Origin of the sequence: Gemella sp. 20925_1_85 (genome assembly GCF_041433735.1) — a bacterium.
Classification (GTDB): Bacteria; Bacillota; Bacilli; order Staphylococcales; family Gemellaceae; genus Gemella.
In genome coordinates this window covers 1-18331 of record NZ_JAPWCC010000034.1, presented here as the reverse complement: position 1 = coordinate 18331, position 18331 = coordinate 1, and the positions used below count along the sequence as shown (strand labels likewise).

At 29.3% G+C, this 18331-nt stretch carries 18 protein-coding genes; all 18 read right to left on the bottom strand.

All coding sequences use genetic code 11. From position 1 onward, the window contains the following. On the bottom strand, nt 1–1095 hold a 1095-nt coding region (glf, locus tag O3884_RS08325), incomplete at its 3' end, for a UDP-galactopyranose mutase (RefSeq protein WP_371452869.1). A 15-nt stretch (nt 1096–1110) separates the two neighbouring features. Further along, a complete protein-coding gene (locus tag O3884_RS08320) occupies nt 1111–2070 on the bottom strand; it encodes a hypothetical protein (RefSeq protein WP_371452867.1) in 960 nt (319 codons plus the stop codon). Between the two features lie 145 nt (nt 2071–2215). Continuing rightward, nucleotides 2216–3205 (bottom strand): acyltransferase, encoded by a 990-nt coding sequence (locus O3884_RS08315; protein WP_371452865.1) that lies wholly within the window; start codon nt 3203–3205, stop codon nt 2216–2218. A 69-nt stretch (nt 3206–3274) separates the two neighbouring features. Next, nucleotides 3275–4237 (bottom strand): capsular polysaccharide synthesis protein, encoded by a 963-nt coding sequence (locus tag O3884_RS08310; protein WP_371452863.1) that lies wholly within the window; start codon nt 4235–4237, stop codon nt 3275–3277. A 70-nt stretch (nt 4238–4307) separates the two neighbouring features. Continuing rightward, nucleotides 4308–5447 carry a hypothetical protein gene (locus O3884_RS08305; RefSeq protein WP_371452861.1) on the bottom strand — a complete coding sequence of 380 codons (1140 nt, stop codon included), beginning with the start codon at nt 5445–5447 and terminating at the stop codon, nt 4308–4310. 73 nt (nt 5448–5520) lie between these two features. Next, on the bottom strand, nt 5521–6510 hold the full coding sequence (locus tag O3884_RS08300) for a glycosyltransferase family 2 protein (protein WP_371452859.1): 990 nt from the start codon (nt 6508–6510) through the stop codon (nt 5521–5523). Between the two features lie 8 nt (nt 6511–6518). Further along, nucleotides 6519–7484 carry a glycosyltransferase family 2 protein gene (locus tag O3884_RS08295; protein ID WP_371452857.1) on the bottom strand — a complete coding sequence of 322 codons (966 nt, stop codon included), beginning with the start codon at nt 7482–7484 and terminating at the stop codon, nt 6519–6521. 3 nt (nt 7485–7487) lie between these two features. Next, nucleotides 7488–8585 carry a non-hydrolyzing UDP-N-acetylglucosamine 2-epimerase gene (wecB, locus tag O3884_RS08290; RefSeq protein WP_371452855.1) on the bottom strand — a complete coding sequence of 366 codons (1098 nt, stop codon included), beginning with the start codon at nt 8583–8585 and terminating at the stop codon, nt 7488–7490. 57 nt (nt 8586–8642) lie between these two features. Then, nucleotides 8643–9695: a glycosyltransferase family 4 protein gene (locus tag O3884_RS08285; RefSeq protein WP_371452854.1), complete on the bottom strand. Its 1053-nt coding sequence runs from the start codon at nt 9693–9695 to the stop codon at nt 8643–8645. Continuing rightward, nucleotides 9688–10428, bottom strand: a complete 741-nt coding sequence (locus O3884_RS08280) for a WecB/TagA/CpsF family glycosyltransferase (protein WP_371452852.1) — start codon at nt 10426–10428, stop codon at nt 9688–9690. Before O3884_RS08280 ends, O3884_RS08285 begins: the two co-directional genes overlap by 8 nt. Before the next feature lie 9 nt (nt 10429–10437). Then, entirely contained in the window at nt 10438–11232 is a 795-nt protein-coding gene (locus tag O3884_RS08275; RefSeq protein WP_371452850.1) for a LicD family protein, read from the bottom strand. A 166-nt stretch (nt 11233–11398) separates the two neighbouring features. Then, the gene (locus O3884_RS08270) at nt 11399–12763 is read right to left on the bottom strand and encodes a sugar transferase (RefSeq protein WP_371452848.1); all 1365 of its coding nucleotides are present in this window, start codon (nt 12761–12763) and stop codon (nt 11399–11401) included. 25 nt (nt 12764–12788) lie between these two features. Further along, nucleotides 12789–13493, bottom strand: a complete 705-nt coding sequence (locus O3884_RS08265) for a polysaccharide biosynthesis tyrosine autokinase (protein ID WP_371452847.1) — start codon at nt 13491–13493, stop codon at nt 12789–12791. Nucleotides 13494–13504: 11 nt separating this feature from the next. Next, nucleotides 13505–14203, bottom strand: coding sequence for a YveK family protein (locus tag O3884_RS08260; protein WP_371452845.1), 699 nt, complete (start codon nt 14201–14203; stop codon nt 13505–13507). A 20-nt stretch (nt 14204–14223) separates the two neighbouring features. Next, complete coding sequence (locus O3884_RS08255) at nt 14224–14967, bottom strand: CpsB/CapC family capsule biosynthesis tyrosine phosphatase (RefSeq protein ID WP_371452844.1); 744 nt, start codon at nt 14965–14967, stop codon at nt 14224–14226. Further along, nucleotides 14968–16437, bottom strand: coding sequence for an LCP family glycopolymer transferase CpsA (gene cpsA / locus O3884_RS08250; protein ID WP_371452842.1), 1470 nt, complete (start codon nt 16435–16437; stop codon nt 14968–14970). It abuts the gene before it with no gap. Further along, complete coding sequence (locus O3884_RS08245; protein WP_371452840.1) at nt 16430–17293, bottom strand: diacylglycerol/lipid kinase family protein; 864 nt, start codon at nt 17291–17293, stop codon at nt 16430–16432. The genes cpsA and O3884_RS08245 overlap by 8 nt, the downstream gene beginning before the upstream one ends. Nucleotides 17294–17741: 448 nt before the next feature. Continuing rightward, entirely contained in the window at nt 17742–18245 is a 504-nt protein-coding gene (locus O3884_RS08240; RefSeq protein WP_371452839.1) for a DUF4064 domain-containing protein, read from the bottom strand. Nucleotides 18246–18331: the final 86 nt, after the last annotated feature.

Below are 18331 nucleotides of genomic sequence, written 5' to 3'. Positions count from 1 at the left end.
TTTATTTAATTCCTCTCTTACTACATTAAGAGCTCTTTCGATTACTACGTGCATATCATAATATTTATAGTCTGCAAGACGACCACAGAAGATAACATCTTTACCTTTTGCCTCTTCTAAATATTTCTGATACATTTCATTATTTTTAGCATCGTTAATTGGGTAGTATGGTTCGTCTCCACGTTTCCAATCTACTGAATATTCACGTGTAATAACTGTTTTTTCTTGAGTACCTTTTTCGAAGTGTTTGTGTTCGATAATACGAGTATAAGGAACTTCACGTTCTGTATAGTTTACTACTGCATTACCTTGGTAGTTCTCTTCATCAAGTACTTCGTGTTCAAAACGTAGGCTTCTGTATTCTAATTCTCCGTGTTTATAATCAAAGTATTGATCGATCATTCCTGTGAATACTACTTTTTTCGCACTTGCTTCTAACTCTTCACGGTTTTCGAAGAAGTCTACATTTAACTCTACTTCGATACCTTTTAACATGTTTTCGATAATAACATTGTATCCACCGATTGGAATACCTTGGTATCTATCATTGAAGTAGTTGTTATCGAATGTGAAACGTACTGGAAGGCGTTTAATAATAAACGGTGGCAGTTCAGTTGCACTACGTCCCCATTGTTTTTCCGTATAACCTTTAATTAAAGTTTCGTATACATCAGTACCAATAAGTTTGATAGCTTGTTCTTCTAGGTTCTTAGGTTCACTATCTTGCAGATGAGCTGTTTGTTCAGCGATTTTCGCTTTTACTTCTGCAGGAGTCTTAGTTCCCCATAATCCGTAGAAAGTATTCATGTTGAAAGGCAGATTGTATAATTTACCTTTATAGTTTGCTACTGGTGAGTTAATGTAGTTGTTAAACTCAGCAAACTGATTTACATAATCCCAAACTTCTTTGTTAGAAGTATGGAAGATATGTGCACCGTATTTATGAACGTTGATTCCTTCAACGTTCTCACAATAGATGTTTCCACCGATGTGGTCACGTTTATCTATTACTTTTACTTTTTTTCCTTGTTTTGTTGCTTCATGAGCAAAGATTGCACCTGACAATCCAGCTCCTACTATTAAATAATCGTACATGTGTTCCTCCTAATTTTAAGAAATTATTTGTTTTATTATTCTGAATATAGCACTTCTTTTTTGGTGAATAGTATATGTAATGCAAAAGGTTATAAAAAGTTTTACCTCCCCTTCATAAATCAATCGAAGAAAATTATTTTCACTATTTTGCAGTAAGAAACACACTATTTTCTTATATAGCTTGGTATTTATTAATATTTCCGAAAATTTTAAAGAAATATAAAAACTAGGTATAATTAATAATAATGAATACTTTAGATCGACTATGCGTCTTTTCAACTCTGTATTATCTTCATTTTTCTCATTAACTGAGTTAGCTTCCTCAGCTGATAAATTCAAGTATTTTATATCTGGAGATAACATGTCTTTTGCACTCATAAATACTAGGGCAAGGAATACCCACTCAATTATTCCATCTTTTGTACTAAATAATCCAAAAACAATTACTAAAAATATTATTATGACTATTATCTTTGCAATTATTTTTTGTTCTAATAAATGAACTAATTCTAACAATAATACAATAGTAATAGTAATAAAAAAAACAGACGGTATCCATTCTAACAATACTATAAGATTTCCTACCTTATCATGTAAAAACTTATTAATTAGGAAAATGTATAAAGATATTAAAGGTGTTATAGAAAAGTATTTAATCATATATATAATACTCAATATGAAATATTTACTTTTTTTTATATCAGTATTATTTTTAAATGATTCTCTTTCCTTAAGTATAGAACTGCTAATTTTTTTTAATATTTTCTCCTTATAATCCATAGAACATCTATTTACATAATAAACTACTGATGTTAAAAACCATACCACACCGTACCAACCCATCACATAAAAATCTTCTTTTAAATATATATATATATTTAACAATAAATAAATTATATCTAAAATAATTGTTATTCTAAAACATAAATTTATAACCGATTCATAGTCAAATACTTTTTTTTTATATACTTTCATTTTCACTCTCCTTTTAACACTTAATTTCTTAATAAAAAAAACATTAAATTAAATATAGAAATACTATACATATTATATTTCTTCTTATTAATAGTTTTTATTCTAACCACATCATATATAATCGTCTTTATTTCATTCAAGATAACTAGATTTTGAGAATTATTCTAAAATATTTTAGACTCCAAATAATTCTTGAAATGAAAAAACTAATACATAACGTTATAATTAATATAATAATTGTATTGTACCCTACACTAATATCTATATATTTCATTACTTGAGCTAATATAAATGTATGTACAATATATACTCCCATTGTTAATGATGATAACATAATTATCAAACCATTATTTTTCAAAGTAATATTTTCTTCTATCCTTACGAACATTATAAATATTACCACACTAACTAACTTTACGATTATTGAATCATAAAAGTACTCTGCAAGTATACTATGATAAACATTTTTTGCCAAATAAAATAATAAGATAGGTGAAATTATAAATAATAAACTAAAAATTAATTTACTTAATTTAGTTAATTTTACTTCATGGATATTTATTTTTCCTAAATATCCACCTAAAATATAATAGAAAAACCATGTCCAAAGTCTAAAAGTTTGAGGAACATATTGTTGTATAGGTTTATGAATAATAAAAGTATTTATAATTTCAATAACTATACCTATAACTATTAATATTAACAAAATAACAAAGTATGAATAACTTTTCTCAAATTCTTTTTTTATTATTGGCAACGTCAAATATATTATTATTAACGATCCAAAAAACCAAAATTGATAAAAATATCCTTTTTGAACTAATGAACCTATAATTTTTCTTAATGGATTAACATTAAAATCCCTTCTAACCAACCATATTAAAATATTCCATACACTTACTACAGTTAATATTCCTGCTATCTTGCTAAAGACATAACTGTAAGTTAATTCTTTCTTATTTAATAAAAAATACCCATTTACCATAAAAAATAATGGTATAGCATATGTTCCCAAATAATATAAATATGCACTGACATTATATTGTTCTAAAGTAAACCCAGGCATAGTAGAATGTAATGCTACAACACCAATACAAGAGAATATCTTTAATAAATCTAATCCTAAATTTCTCATATTGTCACTTCCTAAATTATTATTATTATTTTTAACAGTACTACAAATAAGATGTTAGTAAAAATTAAATTATAGCTTTCTCTTTTCTAAATAATCAAAGTAGCTAGATGGTAAAATATTTTCTATCTTATATGTTGTCTTGAAAATTTTATTAATTGATAGTTCTTTTTCCCATTCTTCCTTATCAAAGATACTGTTACGATTTACATCTAACCAAAATATATCTTTTTGACTAGAATATTCCGGTATACTTACTAAAATATCTCTTATCTCTTCAAATTCATCATATAAATAATCTAAGCCAAAATCAACCATGAAATAATCTGGAAGTACTTCATTATTTTCGATCTGATCAATCATAAAATATTTCATGCTCTTTGCTACAATATTCCCTTTAGTTCCACTCAAACAAAATGAAACCCATCTTTTATTAGTTATATTATCATCCATAGATATATCTAATCCATCTGGATGATTAATTGATGAAAATTTCCTTTCTAATACACTGATAGGGAATTCTCCATCCACATACATTGTTGAATCTAACCATATTCCACCATGTTGATCAATCAACATAAAACGAACTAAATCAGAAAAATTTGCAAGGTTTATTTTTTTTGTTTCTAACTTTCTATAGATAGTATCAGGTATAGTCACATACTCCTCTATATTCGCGCTATCTACTACAATCACTCTATAACCATGTTTTTTTGCAAATTTTCTCATATAATATAATGTACTTTTTACAATATTAGGTGCTTTTTCCTCTCCTTGCCACCACATTGTCCATATCACTTTTGAAAATTCTGTTCCATTTGAATCAGATAATATTTCCTTTTTAATATTTGATTTTATAAAGTCAATATTCACATTAGACTTTATATGCTTTTTTATAATTGAATTTTTCAATCTTTTTATTTTTGAAGCTTTAGTAATCTCAGCTAAAAAATTTGCCCACTTAATTATATTAGGTTTCTCGCCCCTAAAATGCTCTATTGATTTTCTAAATCTATTATATATTTTCTTCAACATATTCTAGTCTTCCTACTTATTATTATTTTTATTATTGGATTACCATTACTATAATCCATAATTTACCACATTAATTACTTAATATGTTTCTTCTTAATAAAATTCCTGGCATTATTATTAAAGGATTATACATTATCAATAAAAATTGCGGATCAAACATTGAATGAATTCCTATCATACTTATAGCTATTAAATAACTCAGGTTTTTTGTAAGATTAAGTTTTCCTAATAAATAAAAACTTAATAATATTAAGAATAACAATACTATTCCGTAGTTTAATAATATATTTAAAAATGACGAATCTACATATAAATATTGTATTTCTGATAAATATTGCGTTTCATTAACCCATTCTATTTTTTGTCCAAACAAGTTTATATTATAAATGTTAATAGCATTCCAACCTAATTGAAGTCTAGATGTTAATATTCTATTAAGTTCATCTAAAACTCCATATCCCATTCCATATAAATAAGTTAATATTATAGGAATAAACGTACAAACTATCAATACATACTTATTAACTACTCTATATACATTTTCAGTAACCCTTATATTGTATATTTTTAATATTACTACTAATAATATTGACAGTCCAGATATAACAAAAGCTGCTTTTGTATCAGTCAAATCATATACATAATAATTTATAATCAACAACACTAATAACTCACTATATCTAATAGCCATTGTTCTTATATAAATATAAAATATTGTAAAATGGAAAAAATAGTTGGCACTAAAAGTTGTATACACATAGCCCAAAGAATATCTAGTAGCTCCATCACTTCTTACTAAAATTTTTCTACTCTCATCTAACCAGCCTAAGCTGTAGCTAACTGCTACAAATAACATTAATATTCCTATTTCAATGACCCACAGTTTAATTAAATGTTTATAATTAGTAGCATCAACATTTACTACCATTAAAATCCAGGGCATAATAGCATAGGGATTTGCTGAATAATAGGAAACTACTATTGCTAATAAGATAATTAATAATGATGAAATTAAACTTTTCCTAGTATGTTTTGATAAAATAAATATTATCAATAACAACACCGAGATACTAATTAATCCATAATTTTTCACTACATTTAACCAATAATATTTTTCAACAAATACTGTTTGTGCAATAAAATTAAGAAAAACTATAATGAAAAAAGAAATACTTATCAATAAATTTCTTGCTTTATTTTTTATTATCATTTAATACCTCTGTATTCACTTTCTATAATCTTTCACCTTAATATCAAAAAATCACTTTAGAATTGTCTTAAATCTATATCCCTTGTTCAACCAACTTCTTAATTTTAGCATTAGCTATTGGAAAAACGACAAAAGATAATTTCCTATTTAATCTTTCATTTATATATAATAAATAACTAATTCGTTGATTTTTTTTGAATTTATAGTCGATTTCATATTTATCTATATACCTAACTGTTTCTCTTAAAAGTTTATTTCTATCTTTAGATAGGAATGAAAAAATAAATCTTGCATTAATTAATCTTAATACAAATTCATATGTTACTTTCTTGAGATTTCCATCATTCAATTCCTTATAAAATTCTAAAATACTTTCAGTTACAATTCGATGGTCTTCTATATGTTTTAATCTATTTTCTATTGCCATACTTTGATCAGGTCTTCCTAAAAAATATTGATACAAATCTAAATTCCAATATACCCATGTTTTTACAAATTTTAATGGAAAGACAGTATATTGAGTATCAACATAAAATATTTTTTCTGTTAATTTTATATTATTATCTTTGAATATTTCTGTTTTATACGTTAAACTATGCATTGGAAAGATACTAGATAATGTATTAGAGCTATAATAATCTTCTTGATCTACGACAGAGATTCTTTTTACAAATTTCTTGTATACATGTTGTTCAGAATAGTCAGTTACTATCATATCTACTGATGTTTTCTCTAATCTCCTTATATATTCTTCAAAATCACGAACATTAATCCAGTCATCTCCATCTATTATTTTTAGATATTTACCTACGGCTTCATCTATACCTCTATTGACTGCTGATCCATGGCCACCATTTTCCTTAGAAATTATTCTTATATTTAATCTATTTTCTTCTCTTAATAGTTGTTCTAGCACCTCTACAGTATCATCTTTACTTCCATCATTAACTACCAAAAGTTCAAATTTATCTTTAAATTTATCGTCTACTTTTTGAAATGATTCAATATTTCTATGTATATAATCTCTTATATTATATGCAGGTATTACTATACTTAATAACATATTGTAAATTATCTCTCTTTCATTTTTTTTATATATTTATATACACCTGGATGTATACAAAATGCCACATACTTTATCTTTCTATTTTTAGAAATATTCTTATTTTTTAATATTTCTAATAAATATTCTCTATATTCCTTACTCTTTTGAAGAAGTTCATGATTTAAATTAGAATTTATCATTGCATCAATTATCTGAAATCCTCCCATTAATTCCCTAACTTTTAATGCATCTCTTATTTTTTTATTAAATGGATAATCTTTTGCTATATATAATCTATTTTGCTCTATTGCTTTATAAAAATCTTCCAATCTAGCACTATACATTATGCCTTTAGTTGTACTTCCTTTTCGTTGATAATAATTATATACTGAAATGTTGGTAGCTACTATATTATTAGACTCTACAATATGTTTATACGCTATAAATAAATCCTCATATATCATTCCCTCTGGAAATAGATTATTTAATAGTACTGATTTTTTATATAATTTTCCACATGGAGTAGCTCCAACTGTATTCCCATAATAAAGCCTTTCTACTAATTCCTCTAGAGAATAATTCAATATTTCTTCTTTTACACTTTGCTTACTTGCTATTTCATATTTGTATACAACATTCAGTGGTGTAATAACTAACTCACTACCATATTTATCCCTAGTATTAATTAGATATTTAATTGCATTTTCATCATAGTAATCATCAGAATCTAGAAATACTATCCAATCCGCATTAGAGTTTTGAATACCTATATTTCTAGCTCTACCTTGTCCTCCGTTATCTATATGGATAACTTTTACTCGACTATCTTTTTCAGCATATCCATCACATAATAATCCTGAATTATCCTTAGATCCATCGTTTACTAAGATAATTTCTAAATTACTATATGTTTGATTAAGTACACTTTCTACACTATATTTTAAAAACTCCTCAGCATTATAAACTGGAATAATAATCGCTACTTTATCCACAATCTATATCTCCTTTAATAATACTTCAGCAATTCTTTCGCTGGCTCTACCATCTCCATAAGGATTACTTGCTTGACTCATTTTTTTATATTCTTCATTGTCTTCTAATAATAATTTAAAGTTATTGTAGATATCTTCTTCTTTCGTTCCTACCAGTTTTAATGTTCCAGCAGCAACACCTTCTGGTCTTTCAGTAGTATCTCTTAACACAAGTACTGGTTTTCCTAATGATGGTGCTTCTTCTTGAATTCCTCCAGAATCAGTTAAAATTAAATAACTCTTATTAAGGAAATTATGAAAGTCTATAACTTCTAATGGTTCAATTAATTTAACTCTATCTTCTTCACCAAATATTCTATTAGCAACTTCTCTTACTTTAGGGTTTTTATGAATAGGATAAATTACTTTTACATTACTATTTTCTTGTAGTACACGTTTAATAGCTTTAAACATATTTTCCATAGGTTCTCCAAGATTTTCACGTCTGTGAGCTGTTAACATAATTAGACGATCATCACCTATCCAGTCAAATAATTCATGTTTATATTCTGGATTAATCGTAGTTTTTAATGCATCTATACCTGTGTTACCTGTAACGTAAATTGTATCTTCATCTCTCTTCTCTACTAAAAGATTCTCTTTTGCTTTTTCCGTTGGTGCAAAGTTGAAGTTAGATACAATAGATACTGCTTGACGATTGAATTCTTCTGGGAATGGACTATAAATATTATAAGTTCTTAATCCAGCCTCAACATGCCCTACTTTTATACCAAGATAAAATGCAGCTAATGCCGTAGCGAATGTAGTTGTTGTATCTCCATGTACTAGAACTACATCTGGTTTCTCATCTTCTAATACTGGTTTAATTTTGTCTAATATTGATGTCGTAATAGTGAATAAAGTTTGATTATCTCTCATTATATCTAAATTATAATCTGGTTCAACTTTGAAAACATCCAATACTTGATTTAACATTTCTCGGTGTTGTCCAGTAACACACACTTTTACATCAAAACTCCCATTTCTTTTTAATTCATTCACTAATGGACACATTTTTATAGCTTCTGGTCTTGTTCCAAAAACCAACATTACTTTTTTCATCGGAATATCTCCTTATTCTTTTTTTATATTAAAATAATAAACTCAACTCAATAAAATTTATTTTTCTAGATATGTTTTTAAATATTTAGATATAAAATTATTATAACTAAATTTTTCTCCATATATTTTGTGTGTTTGTTCTTCTAATTTACTTCTTAAGTCAACATCTGTACTTAGTCGCTGTATTTCCTTCGATAGACTAAGTGCATCACCTGGTTTCACTAATAATCCACTAACTTCGTGAACGACCACTTCTTGTATACCTGGAATTGTTGTACCTACGACAGTTTTACTATTTTGAAAATACTCAATTAATGTTAATGGTAGTCCCTCATACAAGGATGGCATAACCATAAAATCACAACTATTAATTATTGCTGTAGTATCTTCTCTATATCCTAAAAACGTAATTTTATCATCTAGTCCCAAAGCTCGAACCTGCACTAATAATCTTTCTTTCAAATCCCCATCTCCAGCGATAAAAAGATGAATATTTTCTTTTTCAATTAATTTTATTGCATCTATAAGATAAGCCAATCCTTTTTGTTCAGACAATCTTCCTATAAATCCTATTTTAATTTTAGTATGATCTACTATTTCTCTAACTGTAGTTCTATTAGTATTTTCAGGAATAGCATTATAAATTATTGAACTATCTACAGATAAATCTTTTTTTAAATGATTACTAACACCTTCGCCTACAGCAATTACTTTCGCACCTTTTAAAGAATATTTATACATTTTTATTTTATTATCAAAAATATTATGTGCTGTATAAATATGCTTTACTTTAGGAAATATATACATTAATAATCTAGCATAAAATGCTGCCATTCTATGATGTGTATGGATAATATCAATTTTATTTTCTTTGATAATTTTGCGCAGTGTATTAAAGTTTGTCGCAAGTGTTTTAGGTGATTTCGATTCTACATCTAATATTTTATGATGCTTAATTCCATTCTTATTTAACTCTTCTTCCCACAGTCCACCTGTAGAAGCTACATGAACATTATCAAATTCTGCTTTTAAATCAGTAGCCAATTGATATACAATTTTTTCAGCTCCTCCTATGTCCATTGTACGTGAAATATGAAGTATATTAGCCATTTTGACTTCTCTTTTCTTTTACTATCTCTTTTATAAATGTTACATTCCCAACAAAATATCTTTTAAATAATCTTCTTGGTTCATTCGCTACTCTAAATAACCATTCTAAATTAGCCTTTTGCATCCACTTTGGAGCTCTTGGAATAGTTCCTGAAAGAACATCAAAACTTCCACCGACACCCATAAATACACTGTTTAAGCCATTATCTAAGAACTCTTGAACAATGTATTCTTTCTTAGGTGATGTTATTCCAATATATACTATATCTGGATTTTTTTCTGCTATATCTGCTTCTATATCCTTTAACTCTTCGTCTGAGAAATATCCATTTCTTGCACCAACGATATTTAAGTTAGGATATGTTTCTTTGAAGTTTTCTAACATTTTATCAACAACTTCTTGTTTAGCTCCAAAGAAATATGCACTATACCCTTTCTCACATGATAATTTCAGAAGATCTTGCATTAAATCTATTCCAGCTACTCTTTCAGGTAGAGGTTTACCTAAATATTTAGATGCTAAAATAACAGATGCCCCATCCGCATTTATTATTTCTGATTTTTTTACAATCTCCTCTAATTTTTTATCTGTTTTACATAGATTTAATTTATCTGCATTAACCCCCATTAAATGTAATGGTTTTTTATTAATAATAAATTCTTCTACTCTTTCTATTGTTTCTTGATTTGTTAAAGAATCAATATCTATCCCCATAATATTTACTTTGCTCATTTTAACCTCCTATTTCCCATAAGCCGCTTCGAAGTGACCTACTCTATCCTCTTCTTTCGGCAATCTCATAAAATCCCCATAAATATTTTCTAAGTATTTTTCAGGTTCACTATGGACGCTTAATTGCATACCTTCAAATTCCATTTTTTTAGGTTTTCCAAATACTTCTATTGGAACAATTTCTCTATCACGATATGTTCCAAGTACATTTCCACCTCTAGGACTGCTATAAAAATCATATTTTCTTATTACTTTATGTAATTTCTTATTAATCTTTTCTGTGTTTAAAATTTTATCGATTTTTGTTACTCTAGCGACTTTTACCAATGCATTCTCGAATGTTCCCCTATCTCTATCAGAAATTTCTTGAACAACAGATAGTTTTGATAACATTCGATAAAATAAAATGTGTTTTTCATGTGTCCACTTAGCTAGCCCTTTTTCTGGAAATCCATCTAGTGGGAAGATATCTAAGAAAGGATTACAATCAGTAGTACCGAAAGTTATAACAGTTGATGTATCGCGAATTGAAGTATTTCCTAAATTATCTGTATGTTGTTTTAGTAAGACATGTTTAGGTAATACATTTCCCGATATTTCTATAAATTTATCATAGTCTTCTCTAGGCATTCCTAAATCCATGTCATCATCCCAAGGAATAAAACCACCATGTCTAATTGCACCTAATAATGTGCCTCCTAGTGCATAGTATGTTAAATTGTGTTGTTCGCATATCTCAGAAAATATCTTTAATAATTCAATTTCTTTCTCTTGTACTAATCTAACTTTATTTTTTATATCCATGATTCTTTTCTCTTCCATTTTATCAAATTTTATGTTAATATATCCATATTCACTTATATTAGTCTGTGTTTTAGTTTGGCGACGAAACACAGTCTTTTTTATTTTCAACAAAAAATGGTTGTATATACTTATATGACCACTCTCTATTTTTTTACTTTTCCCGTTTTTATTTACTTCCTTCTCTTTTTAGGACAACCATTATGGTTTTAAATATAATTTTTATATCCAGTCTTAGCGACCAATTTTCGATATAGTTCATATCTAGTTTAACTACTTCTTCAAAATCAAGAATGTTACTTCTTCCACTAACCTGCCACATTCCAGTAATACCTGGTTTTACCTGCATACGTTTGAAATGATGAAGGTCATATTGCGTATATTCATCAACTGTCGGAGGTCGTGTCCCTACTACACTCATATCTCCTTTAAGTACGTTGATAAATTGTGGAAGTTCATCCAATGACCAATCTCTTAACTTCTGTCCAAATGGGAAAACTCTAGGATCATTATCCATTTTAAACATCAATGTTGTTTCTAACTCATTTTGACTTAAAAGTTTTGCTTTCCTTTCCTCTGCATCCATATACATACTTCTAAATTTGTATATTTTGAACTTCTTACCATTTTGCCCTATTCTCGTTTGGGTGAAAATAAGTGGCCCCGGAGCTTGTATTTTCACTATTGGAAGTATAATTATACCTACAATAATCGTTAATAATATTCCTACTATTGAGACGGCTATATCCATAACCCTCTTCAGAATCACCTGACGCAATGTTGCAATTTTTATCGCTGATGTTAGATAAATATTATCACCTTGGAAGGTAACAGCTGTATTTGCTCCGACTTCTTTTATTATCGGTGTAATATTGATTTTTGTCGGAATACCAAGTACTTCAAAAATCTTAAAGATTTCTACCAGGCTAGTCTGCGATGATAAGTTAGCGTATATTTCATCAACTCTGTGCTTCGATAAGAAATCTCGAATTTCAGAAATATTGTGAACGACTGGTTTAGCGTTATACATATATTCATCTGAATTATTCGCATATGCTAATACTTGATAGTTACTAGGTAATTCTCCTATTGTGTCTAAATCACAAAAATCAGATAGTATTATAATATTACGACTATCATCACGATAGCGATTATTTATTCTTTTAGAAATGGTTCTTACACAATAGATAAAAACAAATGCTAGAACTAAATAAATAATCAATTCCATACTCTTAATTAACTCAAAGAAGTCTTTACGCTTAAATATTACTAAAAATAACGTAAATAATGAAACGACCTTAAGTTCGTATATAAACGTCGTCTTAAGTTCCTTGAGATATCCTCTTTCTGTTATTGTCCAGTATTCTTCTGACATAAGGGCCACAAGAATACCAATAATATTTAAGACGATAAAGAAATATAGATTATCTTTTGGTTCTGTTTGGAAATCAAAACTAAAAATGTAAGCTAAAGATAAGGCTATTAAATCAGTCACCAAGAACAGAAACTTATTATTTCTTCTAATATAATACATCTTGTTCTCCTCTTAACTAAAAAATTTATTTTTTATCTTTATTTCCTTTTATTCCATAGCTACCGTAGTGACCGTAGTAACCACCATAACCAAGTTCGTTTGAGTTAACTTTGTTTAAGATTACACCTAGGAATTCTGCTCCACCTTTTTCTAGTTGTTCCTTGGCTTTTTCTATACTTTTCTTCTTAACGCGATTTGCTTCTACTAATAGCACTACTCCATCAGTCTTAGGAGCTACGATAGCCGCATCGATTACTTGCCCAACTGGTGGTGTATCGATAATTACATAATCATAATACTCTCTGAACACTTCAATCATAATGTTGAAGTTTTTGTTTTGTAGTAATCCTGTTGGGTTTGGTGGTACTTGACCAGCTGGAATAACATTAAGGTGCTCTACGTCAGTTTCATAAATAACATCCTCGATTGGAGAAACTCCAGATAGGTAGTTAGTTAATCCACTAATTTTGTGTTTAAATTTGAAACGACCTGCCATTACAGATTTACGTGTATCGGCATCGACTAGAATAGTTTTAAGACCTAGTTTCGCTAATGAAATAGCTAGGTTAGTCGATACAGTACTCTTTCCTTCATTTTCTGAAGTCGATGTAATCGCAATTACTTTTTTATCTTTCCCTAAAAATTGGATATTCGTACGTAAGGCGTTGTAATACTCTTCATTTTTAGGATCAACTATTTTTTGGTTTGTTAGTAAATTAATTTGTGCCATGTTTTCTTATCCTATCTCTTTCCTGTTTTTGTATCTGGAACTACACCTAAAAGCACAAGCCCCATTGTTTCTTCAATATCTTCCGCTCTCTTAACTCTATCATCTAGTAACTCGAATAATACTACTCCCGCTACAGCTAAGATGAATCCTAATGCTGTCGCTAAGATTCCATTTCTAGGAATGTTTGGAGAACTTGGAGAAGTAGCTGCTTTTGCTTCTTCTAATGTTGTTACATCATCAATTTTTGTTACTTCTTTGATTTGATCTCCTGATACCTCTTTTACAGTGTTCGCTAAGTCACTCGCAACTTGTGGATCTTTATCTTGAACAGTGATTGAGATAATACGTGTATCTTTTGGTGCATCTACACTAACTTTTTTTGCTAGTTCTTTTGCAGTGATTCCTGTTCCACTTTTTTCTGCTGAATCTTCCATAACCTTATTAGAAAGAATAATTTCTTTATAGTCTTTTACTAATAGTGAACCTAATTGAACGTCTTGTGTTGTGATTGCTTTATCATCTTTCTTTTGGTTAACTACGTATACTTTCGTAGTAGATGAATATTGCGGTGTAACTAGGAAAATACTATAAGCAAGTGATGCTGCAGTGAATAGTAATGTTACTAATACTATTAATACCTTCTTCTCCCAAATTCTTCTTAACAGTAGCATAATATCTAACTGTATTAAATCTTTTTCTTGATTATCCATTATAATTATTTATCCTCTCTTTATATTATTTTATTCATTAATAGTTTTTCTTGATTTTTTTCGAATAATTCATAGGCGATTGTAGGCCCGTATTTTTTCTCGATAATGTCATATGCTTCTTTCATATACGTTCTACGAGAATCCATATTGTGCATATCACTCGCGATGAAGTGAACTAACTCCGCGTCTAAGTATTTTTTAGCACGTTTTTTGTAGTGTTTGTGTTTATCACCAATAAGTTTCGGTTTTAGTACACTTGCTGCATTAACCTGGATGTATGCACCCATGTTAATTAGCTCCTGAACACCTTTTTCATCTACATCGTTATATCTTTCAACATGCGCTACTACTGGAGTCAGCCCAAGTAATATAACTTTATTCAGTGCTCTGTGGATTTCTTTATAACGCATTTCATAAGGAAATTCTACAAGTACATAGTCCGTTTCCGCTAATCTTGGATATACTCCACTTTCGATTTTTTCGATTTCTCCTTCTTTGTAATAGACTTCGCTACCTAAGTAAACTCTTAGGTCTTCAGCTACTTCAGCGGCGATTTCTTCTACTCGTTTGAAGTTTTCTTTAATTATTTCTATGTCTGTTTCGAACATCCCGCGTCTTCTGTGAGGTGTTGCGATAATCGTTCTAACACCTTGTCTATAACTTTCTTCTAGTAAATCTCGAGTGTCTTTTTCAGTTTTTGCACCATCATCTACTCCGAAGACTACATGGGAATGTATGTCTATCATTCTAATTCCGTCTCTCATCTACTTACCTTCCAATACTTCTTTAATATTTTCTGTAACTTCTGTTAAACTTTGTTCACTGATTTGTGTCATGTATAGTCTAGCACCAGGCATTGCGTATGAAGGTAACCCCATAGTTCCTGTTCCTGTTAATGCTTGTGACGCTATATTATAATCTTTACCTGCGCTAAGTTGCTCATTCGCAAGTCCCATAGCTGTCTCTATCGGCATATTTGTCTGAATTGATTCACTTAGTTCTTTAATAACACTTTGGTAATTTGCCAAACCTTGTTTTGAAGTTAGTTTTTTAATTATCGCAGCGATAACTTTTTCTTGGTTTTTACCACGATCATTATCGCCACCAGCAAGACCGTATCTTTCACGAACAAATCCAAGAGCTTTCTCAGCGTCTAAATGAACCATCCCTTGTGGAAATTCAAATCTACCATGACGTGATGTGAACGCCTGATCATTATACACATCAACTCCACCTACTGTATCGATTAGTTTTAGGAATGATGTGAAGTTAAGTCTAGCGTAGTAATCTATTTTAATACCATATAGATTTTCTAGCGTGTGGATTGAAGAATCTACTCCGTACAGACCTGCGTGTGTAAGCTTATCATATTGGTTATTTCCACCATCAGCAATTTTCACATAAGAGTCACGTGGTGTTGTCGTCAATAAGATTTTTCCAGTTTTTTTGTTCACTGTCATAATAATATTAACATCTGAACGACTGACACTAGATACCGGTCCATATGTATCGATACCACTTATGTAGACGTTGAATGTATCACCTGCATTTTGTTTTGCTTTAGCATTTACTGATTTTGTTATTTTGTATGAATATATTACTTTTGTTTTATCACTAAAGTCTTGGTGTTGACTTGTGATTAAGTCTTCGAATGAACTGTTAAGAATCATCGCTCTGCTAGTTCCTGCAGCTAATTCCTCATAAGCTGAGACATAATTTTTGGATTCTGTAAGATTTAAACTTTGTTTTTCTTTATCGCGAATCTCTTTCATCAGCTTATTAATGTTTTCACCATCTGCAGATACTGGCGCCGCAACTGTATCGTCTTTTAGGTCTGCAAGTTTTTCAGCTGCATCATTTTTCATCACAACAACGCTCATAGTGTACTCACTTACCGCTGCGTTACTGTTTAAGTTATCGAATAAGCCGATAGCTGTTCTAAACTGCATGTAAGAAAATACCAAGGCAATATTCATAACGATCAACATTATCGCATTGAATATTCTCGCTTTTTTCTTAATTACAAGGAATATCGCCAGTATTATCGCTAAAACTATTACTCCAATTATTCCGTAGTTGATACCTCTAAAATTTAGGAAGCCGTACTTCAACATCGTCCAGCTGACTAGACCTCCGAGTATAATTAATAAAACGGTCAATATTCCATTGACGATTTCAAAAGCTCCTATACCCGATTCAGATCTAGAATTTCGGCTACTTGAATATCTACTCATTTTTTTCCATCCTTTTTAATTTATAAAATTTACTAATACAGCTAAGTTTCAAAGTTTCTTCGCTGTTTACTAATTCTCCATCAATTTGGAAGTATTCTTGGTTTGTTTTTATTGTTATTTTATTTGTTTTTATGCATCGTACCTTCTTTAACCTGTTGTGTTGTTTTAAAAGTAGGCATAAATAATTATAAATAAAGGTTATTAAAGACATATTTTCCAAGATCATTATGTGAAGTTTTCCATCTTGACCTGTCGCATTCGGGGCGAATTTTATCCCGCCACCCTCATAAGGTTGAATCATCGCATTAAGCAGATACAGCTTGTCGGTCGTGATTTCTCCACTATCCCACGAAATTTTCGCTTTATATTTTTTCAGCATTAAAATACCTATTACTCCTTGAAGAAGATAGATATACTTGCCTAAATATTTCTTTAACTTCGAGCCATTGGCCCTTTTTATGATGTCAGCATTAAAACCGATATCAAATCCCGAACAGAATTTTCTATCGTTAACAACACCTACATCATATTCAATAAACCTTTTCGATTCTAATAATCGACTTATTTCAACATCTTTTTTGAACTTTATAGACCGCGCAAGATCATTACCCGAACCGTATGCAAGATAGATAATTTCTTTACCGTGATAATTATTTATCACTTCGTTAATAGTTCCATCGCCTCCGATCACTATCAACTCACCCCCGTGAATCTCGTTCATAAGGTCACGTGCATTCTTGTTTTTAGAGGTTTTTAACACTCTGTAGGGCAACTTCTTTTCGTTTAAAACTCGCTCTATTTTTTCAAGTTCAATAAGACTTTTTTTACTCCTAGAATTTACAATTATTTCAATCATATTACGAACCTATATAAAAATACTTCATCCTAATAATTATACTATAAAAACTACTATTTATCAAAGATTTATCTATTTTAAATCCATTAATACAATAGATTTTTACGCTTTTTTAAGACTAATTCTATTATTACAATTTGTCAGTAAAATATAGCTATGAAAAATTATTTTTTATATTTAGATAAACTCAATATTAAATTTAATTTTCTAAGTAAAAGGGATTTTGGAAATCACTTATTTAGCAACATATGCAGCTATTACAAAAACAAAAAACTATTTTATCAATGTCGACCTGAAGATGATTTTAACCTTATGTGAAGCTACTACAAAAAACAAAAAAACTATTTTATCAATACTGAGCTGAAGATGATTTTAATCTTCGATAATGCTCAATCGATAAAATAGTTTATAAATTTCTCAAATACTTTTACTAATTAGTAGCACTTTCTTACATGTACTCTAATCTGTCGATTTCTGTTTTTTCAGAAGTTGTTTGTGTAAAATCTGAGTTATCATTATTTTTAGGCGGTCTTCTTACGAATAGCATAATTGCAACTATGAAGTATAGTAGGTATACAGGAAGCAGTATCCCAACTGTCATTACTCCGATAACTATCGCTGAAAGTAGGAATAAGATTCCTGATACGATTCTCGCTTTCATAGTAACTGACGCAATTAGCGCTAATACTAAAGCTACAATCGCAACTACTGCATAAATTTTCACCAATAATACAAGTAATGATACGATGTCTAAATCAGTGCTTTTTAACAATGATGCTACTCCAGGATCTTGTAATAAGTTATAAAGAATCGGTTCAAATTCTTGTTGTTTAAATGCTGTTGCTAACTGACTAGAAAATGCTCCAAGAGATAGCAATCCTGTAACAAGTATCATAATAACATTCGCGATCCACGCTAAGATTTTTTCTATTTTTCTGCTAAATGGTTTCATAATATGCTCCTTTTTTAATATATTATTATATTATATCACAAAACGTATTAAACTAGTATTATTTAGCCTTTTCTAGCAAATAACAT